Genomic DNA, 12,831 nt, shown 5'->3' with positions numbered 1-12,831 from the left:
CTAGCCGCGTGGACGTGCCAGCGCGGACTCGTCCGTCGGGGTGGAGTTGGGGATGGCGCCGTCCCGTGCCCCTGGCTGCGGGCGGCGACGCGCTGCCGGCGCGGGTGAGGTCTCGCTGATCGCCAGCTGCGGCTCAACCACTTTGTGCTGTTCTTTCCAACGCTGTGGACTGTGCAGCAACACTGCCCCGGCCGAGTGCACCTCAATCTGTTCAAGCAGATCACGCGAGGACGTCAGATCGGTTACCTTGGCGCGCTGACCGTCGACAACGAGCAGCACGGCCGACGTGTGCCGGGCGAGCGCCACGCCGGTTCCAGTATCCAGTGATGTCCCCGCCACCAAGACCGCCACAGGCTTGCGTGTGAGCTCTTTCAGCAATCGAGCCATGGCCGGCCCTTGAACCAATGCGGGAAGGCGCCTGGCATCGGTGCCGACGGGAATGACGGAGGAACCACCGCCGTCGTCCAGCATGCGCCAGACGGCCGTGAGCGGGAGTGTCCCGGCCAAGAGGTCTGTCAGGCCCTGGCGCGGGGAACCGTCCGCGTCGCTGTGGTGTGGAGGAACTGCGTCAACCACTACGACGGCAGTTCCGGTTTCCTGAAAGGCCTGCGCCACGCCGTTGGCCACAGACAGGGTGTCGGCTCCGTTGGGCGTGGCAGCCAACAGCAGCACCTTGTGCTTGTTAATTTCTGCGGCGCCAAGGACGTTGGCCAGCCGTCGATAGCCCTCAATGTCCGGTATGGCCTCCCCGTGGTGTTTCCATTGCCGGATGACCCCGCGGACCGGGCTGATGCCGGTCCCCGCGAAGTCCTCGGCGTCGCGAACCTTCTGGTCCACATTTTCCTTGGCGAGGGCCAACACGATGCCCAGGGCTGCTCCGCCCAAGAAAATGGCCAGGCCCAGAAACAGCGGGTTTAAGCCGTTCTTGGCGGTAGGCAGGGCAGCCGGACTGATGATGTCGCCGGGTGCGATCGACGTCGCGTCAGCCCCGGTCTGGTCCAGGTTGACGGTGGCCAGCTGGCCGGCGTACAACGTCACTTGCTGTTGCAGGTCAACGATCTGCGCTGCTTCGGCATCGGATGTCTTGGCAGCGTTGAGACGGTCGGAGGCGTCGGTGAGCAGCTTTGTGATTGATGCCTGCCGCTGCTTGCGCAGTTCATCTTGGGCTGTAATCACGTTGGTGGCCCTGTCCTTGCGATAGCCCAAATAAGCTTCGGCCAGCGCTTGTGCGCCGGCCTGGGCAATTTCCGGACTGGACTGGGTGAGGGTAATTTGCACGACCGTTGAGTTTGACGGGACCTCGGTGAAAATGTCATTGCGGGCGTCCACACCCAGCGTGAATCCGTCAGCTTTGGCGATCGCAACGGCGGACTGCATAACGGCATCGGTGTATATCAGCCCTGCTTCAGTGGTCAGGGCTGCCAGCTGCTCGGTACGGGACGTGGGGGTGGTTGGAGAATAGGGGTTGCCAGCCAGGGGTTCCAGGAAAACAATGCTGGTGGAGGAATAGCTTGGCTTCGCCGTGGCCACGACACCGGTGGCAACCATGGCACCAAAAATGAGGACAACAAGTGCCAGAACCCAATTGTGACGCATCGCCCTGGAAAAAAAATTGGGGCGCATGGCTGACTCATTCAATGTTCATCACCTGGACTAATCGAGACCTGCACACGGCATCAAGGCCGCCTATTTGACCATCATGACACAGGAAAAGCAGTAGATGAGGGGGCCGCAACACCTGTCTTTACATTCAAGTATTGGGCCGTTCTAAACAAGTAGCGATTTTGGCAGAATGCTGTGTTCGGGCGGTCACGCCGTTGATAATCGATGGCAGACTGATGGGAAGTGGAATACTCTCCGACTGCATGTTCGTAAACGTTCAAGGACGGTTTCAATGGACAAATTTCTGCCTTTTAGGGCCACGCAAAAGAATACTGAAGCGAAGCCCGCCAATCCCGATGTCTTGAACCCCAATGTCTTGATGCTTGGCGGCTTTGGGCGAAGCGGCTCGACCCTGTTGGAAAGATGCCTGGCGGAGTGCCCGGATGTGGTGGGCCTCGGTGAGGTCCTGCACCTGTGGGAACGCGGGCTGCGGGACAACGAGCTGTGTGGCTGTGGGCTGGCCTTTGCGCAGTGCCCCTTTTGGCAGGACGTGGGGGACCATGCCTACGGGGGCTGGGAAACGCTGGATGTGGAGCAGGCTGTGGCTGATCGCTCCGATGTCGTGCGAAACAGAAGGCTGCTGGAACTGGTAACTGGTGTCCCGTTGCGTGGTCGGTCCGTACGGTCCAAGCGGCTGGTGGAACGGCTCGAGACCTTGTATCGCGCTGCCGTGGAGGTGAGCGGTGCCCGGTTCATCGTCGATTCCAGTAAGCATCCCGCCTACGCCTACTTCCTGCGCCGGGCCAGGGTCAACCTCAAATGCGTATTGGTCGTTCGGGACCCCCGTGGTGTGGCGTATTCCTGGGCCAAGGTGGTTCGGCGCCCGGAAGTGGGGAACGCGGAGATCTACATGCCCCGCTATTCGACAGCGGCGGCTGTCGCCAACTGGTCGCTCTACAGTGTCCTGTTCCACCTGTTGGCCCTGTTCCACGTGGACATGAAGACAGTTCATTACGAGGACTTCATGTCCCGCCCGGAACGTGTCGTGGCGGAGATTCTGGAATTCATGGGAGCTGAGCCGAAGGACTCCGACGTGGCTCACATACACCCGGACTCCGTCGATTTGTCCGCTCACCACACCGTGGCCGGAAACCCCATGCGGATGAAGACAGGCACCCTGAAAATCCGCAAGGACACTGAATGGAAGCAGAAGATGCCTGTTGCGCAGCGTCGGGTGGCGAGCCTGCTGAGTTTCCCCCTGCGCCTGGTGTACGGCCAGCATGGGTAGCCGGCCGAGCCCCCGAAAGCTGGCCAGCACTTATATTTGACCCCAGTGGCGAGCCGGTTAAATGCCGCGGCCGTGGGAGTTGAGAACCTTGACCACGTAGGCGGGCTTGAGCAGCTTCGCCGCGACGGCGAGCGCTAAATATGCCCGGGGTTCGCGCAGGCTCAGCTGCAGGGACTTTCTGGCGGTCCTCATTGCTGCGCTTGGCTGATTCCCAAGTGCAGCGAGGGCAAAGGCGCGCTGGCCCTGCATCCACGCTGTTCCGCGACGGTTGGCGGTGATTTCGGGGTGTTTGGCCATCAGGTATTCCAAGCCGTCCGCCATGGCCTCCCAGCGCCGGGAGAAATAGGAGCCCTGTGGGTGCCACAGTACGTCTGCCCCGACGCGGGGGAGCACCGTTACGCGTCCGTGCTGGGCACTGCGCAGTAGGTAGTCGTAGTCCTCCCCGTAACCGTAGGGCAGTTCCTCATCCACTAGTCCGACACGGGTCAGCAGATGGTCCCGTTGAAACAGATAGGTGGAGGGGTGTGCGCCGGTGAGCCGGCTGCCGGAGAGGGCGCTGACGGTAACCTCGGTCCCGGAAGGGATGCGTTGGCGGCGCTGCTCGCCGAAATGGACCTCGATCCCGGTGACGCATGCCGTGGCCTTGGTGTCTGCCATGGCCGCCACCTGACTTGCTAGTTTGTCTGGTCGCCAGGAATCATCGTCGTCGCAGAATGCCACGAGTGGGAAGCTCGCTGCCAGCAGCCCGGTGTTTCGGGCGCCGGGCAGGCCCGGCGTCCTGGTATTTGCCACGACCCGCACTTGTCGGGCAGTGGATGTGAACGCCAGGTCGTCCCGCTCGGCGGTGTTGTCGAAGACCACGGTAATTCGGATGCGGCCGGGGTAATCCTGCTCGATGATGGACCGGATGGCCTTGGCCAGCAGCTCGATCCTGTCCTTGGTGCAAATGATGACGTCGACCGAGCACGACGTGCTGATTGATGCAAGTGCCACTGTGGCCTCCTTCAGGCTCATGGATATGGGTCGCAAGCTCGTTGAATTCTTGTTCAGATCTCCAATTTCGGAGGTTGTCTGCGCCGTCGCCTGTCGAGGGCCGCTGCTGCGGCGCAACCCAGCAGCAGGCCCACGCTCGCGGCGGAGGCCATGACGATGTACCCGCCGGAGCGGACAGTGTTGTTTGGCATTTGGGCCTGATGCGAGATATATCCGGGGGCAGGGGGGTTGACACTCAAGGAGATGAGCTGGGTCTGCAACCGATTTTGCTCGGCGACCAACTCCCGGTTGGAGGGTTCAGGATTCCGGCTGGTCAACGATGCCGAGGAGATGGGCTGTTCCAGCGCAGTTTGAATGGACGCAAGCTGCGCTTGGATGGTGGCGGCAGCATTTTTCTCGTCAGTGAGCAATGCTTCCTTGCGGACGTCCAGGAAGTTCTGCACCAACAGAGTCACGGCGTCGTAGGCCATCTGCGGTGTGGGCGAGGTGACGTACAGCTGCAAGATCCGCGAATTGATGAGTGGAGCGATGGTCATGTCCGTTAGCAGACCGGAGGACCGGCCCGGATAGTCCAATGCTCGTGCGGTCTCTCCCAGTACCCGGTCCGAGAGCAGAATCTGCACGGCCGAGTCAATGGAGACGTCGGAGGAGACGGCCGTGGGGGCGGTTACCTCGGAGGTGGCGATAACGACCACGTCGATTCGTGCCTTGTAGCGCGCAGGGGAGCTGATGTGCACACTGATGCCGATCAGCATGGCTAGGGCGACCGCCACCGCAATCACCAGCCAATACCGGCGAAGCAGCACCATGTAGTCCCCCACATGAGGCTCACGGCTACGCAGCGGGTCAGCGAAACGGGGCGAGGGTGCGCTGCCGGCTCGGGTGCGGACGAGGGTCATCGCCGCCAGCTTGGTGTGTAGCCCAGCAAGTCGGCGAGCCTCTCGTCGTCGTCTGTGAATTCCCGGCGCAGCACGCCGCGGAGGTCTTCCGGCATGGGACTGCTGGGACGGGCGTTGGACTGCAGGACGTCGTGCGGTTTCCACGGGGAGATGCCCAAGTGATTCGTCAGCTCGTTCCACTGTGGGAGTCCCGGGGCCATGAAGTCGTCGGCGTCCAATACGAGCACGCGCTCGCGGCCAAGGGCAGCGAAGGCGCGCTCCAACTGTCCGGCGTAGCGGCCCCGGGCCATGTAGGCGTGGTGCTGATGCGAGAACGACTGGTAACTCTCATCATCCACAATGCGTTCCTCTTCGCCGTCGAGACGGCGACGTTCGGCGTCGAGGGCCTCGGTGAACGTGAGCGTTTCAAAGCCGCGTTTTCGTTCCTGTTTGTACGCCGAAAAGGCCCGTTCGCCGGGGTCGCGCAGCAACACCACCAGCTTCACCTCGGGCAGTTCCGCGGCGATCCGGGAGACGGCCAATGGGTGGAAAATGTAGTAGGGGCTGCCCTCGCCGGTGATGCCTGTTGACGTGCTGGGTCGGCGCAGGGGGAAGTGGCCCATGTAGTACCGTGGCCCCCGTTGGAACCTGTCCGCCGTGTCAAAATAATGGATGCCTTTGTTCAATGCCGGCGGGTGCACCTCCGGGTGTTGGGCAAGCATCCGGAACAGGCTGGTGGTGGCACATCGCTGGGCGCCTGCAATGAGGAATGAAGGTGTCATCCGCAGGGGGGCGCTCAGCTGTCCCACACCCGTGATCAGTGTTCGGGCGCCGGAGCGTGCCGTGGTGCGTAACTTTTCAGTGGCTGTCATCGTGAATCCCCAGTTCGTGGTTCAGTGCCGGCACCGTGCGGTGCAGGCGATCGGCAATAACGTCGTGATGCCAGCGCGCCAGCGGCCGGACCGAGGTGCCGTCCGGGGTGTGGGCGTCGAGGGTAAACCTGGTGGCAATCGTGAACAGGTAGGCCGAGCAAATGGCCGTCAACTGTCGCGGATCCGGCAGGCCGGCACTGGTGGCGAGGGAAACTACTTCCCGCAGCGGCCCGGGAAGGGCATTTTCCAGCGCTTCCCGCGCGGCCGCCATGTTGCCTATCTTGCGCAGCGCCTGGTGCGCCGTGTAGTGGGCCACGTCCAAGCCGGCCGGCACTGCTGTGCCATACCGTTCCCAGTCCCAAATCATGGGCAGCGTAGAGGTGTATGCCATGTTCCACGGTCCAAAGTCGCCGTGCCACGCTCCGAACGGGAGTTCCACGGAACCACAGGCGGCGGTGAAGGCGTCCAGCAGCTCTGGCAGGGCGCCGTCGTCCGTTTTGCGCAGTGGTTCCAGTGAATTCTGCAGCCCGGCCAGCCACTCGCTGTCCGCAATGCTGGAGTAGGTCACGGGGACGCTGGTGATGATGGCCGCGGCTGCATTCGTGGGAACGCCCCGCAACTTTTGCCTGATATCAGGGCGCAGGGCTCCCATCAGCAGGACCTCATGATCCTGCCAGCGACCAGAATGCAGCTTCGGTGGCAGGATGAAGTTTCCTGCTGCGGCGGAAGGCAGCCGATCAAGAATCTCAGCTTCATGCCGCACGAGCGAATCCGTCAGCGGTGTCAGCCCGACTTTGGCGAAGCCGATCTCGCCGCCCTCCACCGCGTGGACGTTCAGGATTGGTTTGCGGTTGGCCCGTGCAGAGCCCACAGTCAGGGAAATGACAACTTGTTGGCCCAGAACAGTGCTGAGATGCTCCACAATGGAGTCCGTCTGGTCGCTGACGGACAAACCGTAGGGCAAGAGCGCCGGGCCCAGGCCGTGGGACAGGACTCGGGATAGAAATTCGCGGGGTGCGGCGCTGAGCCTGCCGTCGCCAGCACTGGGACGGGAGAGCGCATCGCCTGCCGCAGCATTCACTCCAGCCGGGACCACCATGCGCGGGTACCGGGGGAACGGGACCAGCCGCAGCGCGGTGGCATCCTTGCCCACCCGTGAAAGCCTGACATCTGCCCGTGGGTAGAGCTGCTCCACGACGGCAACCAGCTCTTGCAGTCGGGGGTTGTTGTTGGTGACACTCATGGCAGCGACCGTGTCCTTCCACGCAGCACGTTTTTCCGTGCCCCGTCCGGTGGGTGTTTCATTTCGTAGCGCCAGATGAGCGCCAGTGCGATCATGAGGAACATCAGCGGAGAGCTGACCATGTCGTACACCGGCAGAACACAGGCGAAGAACACCACACTGTACAAAAGTGGTGACGCCCAGGACGTTTTTCTGCTCATGGCAGGGAGTGTGCGCCGCACGACGAAGGCGCAGAACAGCAGCGTCCCCAGCAGACCCGTACCGAAGACCAAATACCACAGCGAGCCTTGAGTCCCCAGCTGCGGCGGGGAACATTGATGGCAGTCGGCTGTGGCGCCAGCAGCTATGGAGAAGAAGTTGCCCTGCCGCTGGCGGGTGGAACCGAAACCGATCAACGGTGAGTACTGCAACACCGTGGCCACGGTGGTCTCGGCCAGGTTGGAGCGGCCCTCGTTGCTGTGCGGGTTGGCCAACCGGGTCTGCAGCACGACCCACAGCGGTGTAGTCAGGATGACTGCGTAGGCGATGACACCCAAAACGCCAGCGGCCACCATGGCGATCCACTTGCCGTTTAGCACCAGTCGGACCAGCAGCACTGCCGCGAGCACGCCGAGTCCTGCCCACAGGCCACGGTTCAAGGAAAAAATAACAGGCGGAATCGCAAATACCAACAGGGCAATGAATGCGATCTTGTGAACTGATTTGCGCATGTACCGCCACGACATCAGGTAGAACGGCAGAAGTATTCCGAAGTTGGCGCCCCAGGAGTTGGCGTAGTCGAAGGGGGCCTTGGGCCGAGGCTCGGGGTAGCCCAAGATGTCCTGCAGCTGGGCAAGACCGGGGTGAATAAGCGAATTTAGAAAGACGTTGGAGCGCAGCGGGTGCGGCAGGATAATTTCCAGCAGTGAGGGAAATTCGTGTTGCCACAGAAACTGCCCAACGTAACCGCCGGCCACTGTGATGGTGAACATCCACGCCATGAGCAGGATCAGCCACTTGCGCGGCAGGGTCTTCTCCGTGGAGCCGCCGATGAACAGCAACACCACGGTAACTGCTGCGAACCAAGCAGCTCGGTACGCCCAAGGGAGGATGCGTGACATTCCCGGCTCGAGGACCAATCCTGGCACTGGTGTCCAGAGCACCAGCACGCCAACGAGCAAGATCGCCAGAAACAGCAGCCACAGCCCGAATCCCCGCGGCACCACCACCACGCTCTGTCGAATCAGGTGGTAAGCCAGCGGCACGGCGACAAGGAGGAATCCCAGCGTGCCAAAGCCCATGGCCCACCACAAGGGGAAACCGGCCAAAAATACGAGCAAGGGGAACGCCGGACTGGCCACCGTTCGTGAGAATGGCAAGCGATGACGAAGCCGCTCCCCATAACCAGAGGGGACTGTGCTGCCCACTGGTGTTGCGGAATGCCAGCTGAGCCTGGAATCCAAGATTTTTCCCAACTCTTCCCTGAGAATTTGTTGCCGCAAAGTATGCGGTGCTCGTCAGCATAGTGCGCCGTTTGGGATTTCGGGAGGGATTTATGGGCGTAAAACAACAGACGGGTAGCAACCGGACGAAACTCGGGTAGCACCGGGTAATTCACCCGGCTCGGCTGCCCCAACGCCTTTGGCGCCGATACAAGGCCGCAATCTCAAGGGAAACCAATACTCGACCGTGCCGGCCAAACACTTGGGCAGGTAGCCACGGAAAATAAAACAAGTAATCGTCACCGGACTTTAGGTATTTACAGCTGCCGCCGAGTGTTTCATCCGTTCCCATGGAACACACATAATGATTCATCCGCGCTTTTATGCCGGTTTCAGGGGTCACTTTTGCGGGAGTTCGGTCAGCCGGTCCTCGCGGTGAGACTCATTCTTTGAGCAGAGGAATTCGAATGCGACGGTATATCGCAGTCTTTGCTGGGTTTCTGACTGTGCTGGGTCTCGGCTTTGCCGTTCCTGCCACAGCAACGGCTTCAAGCCAAACCCTCCCGACAGTCGTCAGGGACACACCGGTAAACTACACACCGAACGTCCTCGACGGCATCGTTTTCTCCGTAGCCCAGGCCGGCAACATGGTTGTTCTGGGCGGCAGCTTCACGCAAGTGCGCGCAAGCTCCGGAGGACCCATCCTGTCCCGCAATAACATTCTGGCCTTTAACAAGGACACGGGAGCCATCAGCACCACCTTCGCCCCGAACTTTAACTCTTCGGTCCGTAAAATCGTTGCTGCACCGGACGGACAGTCCGTTTACGTTGGTGGACAATTCGGCACACTGAACGGTGCCTCCGTGCCAAAAGTCGTGAAACTCAACGTCAACAATGGCGCGCGAATCACTGCTTTCAACACCGGATCGATCAACGCCGTGGTCCACGACATGAAGCTGGTGGGCAACCGTCTGTACATAGCCGGTGATTTCGGGACCATCAAGGGCACAGCCCGCACCAACTTGGCGGCCGTTGACCCGACCACCGGCGCACTGAGCCCCAGCGTGAACATCAACTTTGCCGGCACACATTACGGTGGAAATACCTTTGTCCATAAGTTCGATGTATCGCCGGATGGCAACACCATGGTCGTCACGGGAAACTTCAGGACGATGGACGGGCTGGACAGGGTGCAGGTGGGCATGATTGACCTGTCCTCCGGCTCCGCGACCGTCAGCAGCTGGCAAACCGACGCCTGGAAGCCGATGTGCTACAGCAGCTTCGCGTATTATCTCAATGACCTGGATTTCTCTCCTGACGGGTCGTTCTTCACACTGGGTTCCATGGGTGGATATGGCAGCGGCCCGCCAAGCCTGTGTGACAGCGTTTCCCGTTGGGAAACGAATGCCACGGGTTCCGGAGTGACCCCCACCTGGGCAGACTATACCGGCGGTGACAGCATCTACGCGCTGGAGAACACCGGCGCCGTTGTCTACTTCGGCGGACATAACCGTTGGGTCAACAACCCGTTCCGCGCCGACGCGGCAGGACAGGGCGCCGTCGATCGTCCCGGCATTGGAGCGTTGGAAACCAACAACGGCATGCCCATCACCTGGGCTCCCGGACGTGACCGCGGGCGTGGCGTATTCGACATGATGGCAACGACTCAGGGCCTTTGGGTCGGGTCCGACACGGATCGCATTGCGGGCGGGATGTATCGCGCACGAATAGCGATGTTCCCAACCGCCGGCGGTACGCCACTGCCGCCGATTGCCACGGCACCGACGCTTCCTGTCGACGTCATGCAAAGCGGGGCGATGAACGCACCGACGGATGCCCGCTACCTGTACCGGGTCAACTCTGGTGGAGATACCATTCCCAGCCTTGATGGCGGCATGGCATGGCAGGGAGACACTTCCCCGCCAGCAAGCGCCTATATCAACTCCGGCAATGCGGCCGGTTACGACGCTGTCGGTTCAGTCACCGCGAATGTCCCGGCAACTACACCGACTGCCATCTATTCCAGCGAACGGTGGAGTCCGTCGGACAGTCCTGTCATGACGTACTCATTCCCAGTACCTGCCGGCACACACGTCCAGGTGAGGTTGTATCTCGCTGATCGTTGCTCGTGCACACCTCTTCCTGGAGCGCGGGTCTTCAGCACGACGGTCAACGGACAGCCGTGGCTCGACAGCTACGACGTCAACCAGGCCGTGGGCCACAACGTGGGCACCATGGTTTCCAAGGACGTCACCAGCACCGGAACAGTTACCCTCGGTGTAACACACAATGTTGAGAACCCTGCCGTCAACGGTGTGGAAATTGTTAATTTGGATGCCGCGGCACCGCCGCCCAGCCAAGTCAACAAAATGACGAATCGGTATTTCGACGGCAGCACGGGCTCCAACAGCACCGGCAACGTCTCCGGTTCTGTCGCCTGGGACAGCGTCCGTGGCGGATTCGTTGCCAACGGGGCCCTGTACTTGGCCACAACCACTGGCGACTTCCTCCGGGCGCCGTTCAACGGCACCACAGTCGGTTCCGCGACGGCACTGGAGCTTTACGGCTTGACCAACTTCTCGGTGGACATGCAGTCAATGACAGGCTTGTTCTATTCAAACGGAAGGATCTACTACACACTGGCCGGACAGAGCAGTCTGTTCATGCGCTACTTCAGCCTCAACTCCGGAATCGTCGGAGCCCAACGCTTCACCGTTACCGGGCCCGTGGCTGGCATGGACTGGAAGAACGTTAACGGGATGTTCCTCTCAGATGGAAACATCTACTGGGCATCCTCCAATGGAGACCTGAACGCCATGGGCTGGAGCGACAATGTTGTTTCAGGCACGGTCACAGGCACTTCCACGGCGGTCAGCGGTCCTACGCAGGACGGCGTCGACTGGGCTGCGAAATCGTTGATTGACAAGCCCGGGACTGGGTCCAGTGTCCCGCCGGTCAACCAGGCCCCAACGGCTGCGTTCACCACGGCCTGCACGGACTTGGCCTGTAGTTTTAATGGTGCTTCATCCACTGATTCGGACGGCACTGTTGCAAGCTACGCGTGGTCCAGCAGTGATGGCGGCAGTGGCACTGCCGCGACATTCAATCACACGTTCGCGGCAGCCGGTACCTACCAAGTCACACTGACGGTCACTGACAATGATTCGGCCACCAACGCGGTGACCCAGGATGTGACGGTGACGACCGCTCCGGCCAACAGCCCGCCAACGGCCGCTTTCACAGCGGCCTGCACGGACTTGGCTTGTAGTTTTGACGGTGCTTCATCCGCTGATCCGGACGGCACGGTTGCAAGCTACGCGTGGTCCAGCAGTGATGGCGGCAGTGGCACGGCGGCCACATTCGGCCACACATTCGCGTCAGCGGGCACCTACCAAGTCACACTGACAGTCACTGACAATGACTCGGCCACCAACGCGGTGACCCAGGACGTGACAGTGACGCCCGCTCCAGCCGGCAACCCGCCGGTTGCTGCGTTCACGACGGACTGCACCTATCTGACCTGCACACTTGACGGTTCGACGTCGACGGATCCGGATGGAGGCACGCTCACGGAATACACATGGACGCTTCCTGGCAGTGCCACGGCGACGGGAGATGTGGTTTCTTACACCTTCCTGGATGCAGGCACATACCCCGTGACCCTGGCCGTCAAAAACGGACTCGGTGTGACGGGGACGGTGACGGCCGAAGTGACCGTCACGGCGGATCCAAACCCGCCTGCCAGTAATCCCGTGGCCTTTGTCGATTCCGTGGCAAGCACCAATACGGGGTCTGTCAAGACCACATCGGTGACGATCCCGGGCAGCGTTCAAGCCGGTGATGTGATGATCGCCTCGTTCGGCACCAACTCCGGCTCGGTCGACGTGAATGCGCCGACCGGGTGGGAGGTGTCTGCCAACGCCAACACGGCGTCGATGCGTGGCATGTTTATCACGAGAGTAGCTGTCGCCGCGGATGCTGGAACGACCCTGTCGGTCCAGACAGCCAATTGGGGACGCGCAACTCTAGTGCTCAGCGTGTACCGGAATGCGCAGGTTGCGGCCGCATCGTTCGTGATGCAGCCGGAAACCGTGAGCCGGACCACCCATACGACGCCAACCGCCGCGGCGGCGAGCGGAGATTGGGCCCTGCAGTATTGGTCTGACAAGACTGCGGCAACCACGAGCTGGACGGTCCCGGCCGGCCAGACCGTGCGGGAAACCGGCGCCGGAACAGGGGGTGGGCACATGAGCTGGCTGCAGACGGACAGTAACGGCCCCATTGCCGGCACCACTGCAGGAGGGTTGACGGCCACGGCCAACAGCGCATCAGGCAGCGCAGTGATGGGTACGGTGGTCGTCTCGCCGTCCACTCCGTAACAAGAAATCTGACGGGTGGGCCAATACCGTGTCCTCGCGACGTGGTTTTGGCCCTCCCTGTTGGATGTAACGAGTTAAATTGTCCTGCTGAGTCTCATGCAAGCAGTACCTGGTCAGACGTCGTCCAGCGCATCGGTGACTGCCGCCAGAATCTA

The 12,831-nt window shown here is 61.4% G+C and carries 8 protein-coding genes; 2 read left to right on the top strand and 6 right to left on the bottom strand.

The window, feature by feature from the left end:
- The gene (locus tag ACT3TS_RS12320; protein ID WP_444531809.1) at window positions 1-1,623 is read right to left on the bottom strand and encodes a hypothetical protein; all 1,623 of its coding nucleotides are present in this window, start codon (window positions 1,621-1,623) and stop codon (window positions 1-3) included.
- A 271-nt stretch (window positions 1,624-1,894) separates the two neighbouring features.
- On the opposite strand from ACT3TS_RS12320, the gene ACT3TS_RS12315 reads away from it, so the two are divergent.
- A complete protein-coding gene (locus tag ACT3TS_RS12315; protein ID WP_444531808.1) occupies window positions 1,895-2,890 on the top strand; it encodes a sulfotransferase in 996 nt (331 codons plus the stop codon).
- Between the two features lie 57 nt (window positions 2,891-2,947).
- Here ACT3TS_RS12315 and ACT3TS_RS12310 read toward each other — a convergent pair whose 3' ends face one another.
- The 5 genes from ACT3TS_RS12310 to ACT3TS_RS12290 are packed head-to-tail and all read right to left on the bottom strand — an operon-like array spanning window position 2,948 to window position 8,234.
- The gene (locus ACT3TS_RS12310) at window positions 2,948-3,883 is read right to left on the bottom strand and encodes a glycosyltransferase family 2 protein (protein WP_444531807.1); all 936 of its coding nucleotides are present in this window, start codon (window positions 3,881-3,883) and stop codon (window positions 2,948-2,950) included.
- A gap of 53 nt (window positions 3,884-3,936) precedes the next feature.
- Window positions 3,937-4,782 (bottom strand): Wzz/FepE/Etk N-terminal domain-containing protein, encoded by an 846-nt coding sequence (locus ACT3TS_RS12305; RefSeq protein WP_444531806.1) that lies wholly within the window; start codon window positions 4,780-4,782, stop codon window positions 3,937-3,939.
- Window positions 4,779-5,633: a sulfotransferase family protein gene (locus ACT3TS_RS12300; protein WP_444531805.1), complete on the bottom strand. Its 855-nt coding sequence runs from the start codon at window positions 5,631-5,633 to the stop codon at window positions 4,779-4,781. The genes ACT3TS_RS12305 and ACT3TS_RS12300 overlap by 4 nt, the downstream gene beginning before the upstream one ends.
- The gene (locus ACT3TS_RS12295) at window positions 5,620-6,876 is read right to left on the bottom strand and encodes a hypothetical protein (protein ID WP_444531804.1); all 1,257 of its coding nucleotides are present in this window, start codon (window positions 6,874-6,876) and stop codon (window positions 5,620-5,622) included. Before ACT3TS_RS12295 ends, ACT3TS_RS12300 begins: the two co-directional genes overlap by 14 nt.
- Entirely contained in the window at window positions 6,873-8,234 is a 1,362-nt protein-coding gene (locus tag ACT3TS_RS12290) for an O-antigen ligase family protein (RefSeq protein WP_444531803.1), read from the bottom strand. The genes ACT3TS_RS12295 and ACT3TS_RS12290 overlap by 4 nt, the downstream gene beginning before the upstream one ends.
- 530 nt (window positions 8,235-8,764) lie before the next feature.
- Here ACT3TS_RS12290 and ACT3TS_RS12285 point away from each other — a divergent pair.
- Window positions 8,765-12,676 carry a PKD domain-containing protein gene (locus ACT3TS_RS12285; RefSeq protein ID WP_444531802.1) on the top strand — a complete coding sequence of 1,304 codons (3,912 nt, stop codon included), beginning with the start codon at window positions 8,765-8,767 and terminating at the stop codon, window positions 12,674-12,676.
- The last annotated feature ends 155 nt before the right edge of the window (window positions 12,677-12,831 follow it).

The sequence above is a fragment of the Specibacter sp. AOP5-B1-6 genome (assembly GCF_052376555.1).
GTDB lineage: Bacteria > Actinomycetota > Actinomycetes > Actinomycetales > Micrococcaceae > Specibacter.
The sequence above is the reverse complement of the archived record's forward strand: the minus strand, read 5'-3'. Positions and strand labels throughout refer to the sequence as shown.

Excerpts from the sequence above, each read along its gene's own strand:
- ACT3TS_RS12320 (WP_444531809.1), bottom strand. The coding sequence starts at position 1,623 with ATGCGCCCCAATTTTTTTTCCAGGGCGATGCGTCACAATTGGGTTCTG.
- ACT3TS_RS12315 (WP_444531808.1), top strand. The coding sequence starts at position 1,895 with ATGGACAAATTTCTGCCTTTTAGGGCCACGCAAAAGAATACTGAAGCG.
- ACT3TS_RS12305 (WP_444531806.1), bottom strand. The coding sequence starts at position 4,782 with ATGACCCTCGTCCGCACCCGAGCCGGCAGCGCACCCTCGCCCCGTTTC.
- ACT3TS_RS12300 (WP_444531805.1), bottom strand. The coding sequence starts at position 5,633 with ATGACAGCCACTGAAAAGTTACGCACCACGGCACGCTCCGGCGCCCGA.
- ACT3TS_RS12295 (WP_444531804.1), bottom strand. The coding sequence starts at position 6,876 with ATGAGTGTCACCAACAACAACCCCCGACTGCAAGAGCTGGTTGCCGTC.
- ACT3TS_RS12285 (WP_444531802.1), top strand. The coding sequence starts at position 8,765 with ATGCGACGGTATATCGCAGTCTTTGCTGGGTTTCTGACTGTGCTGGGT.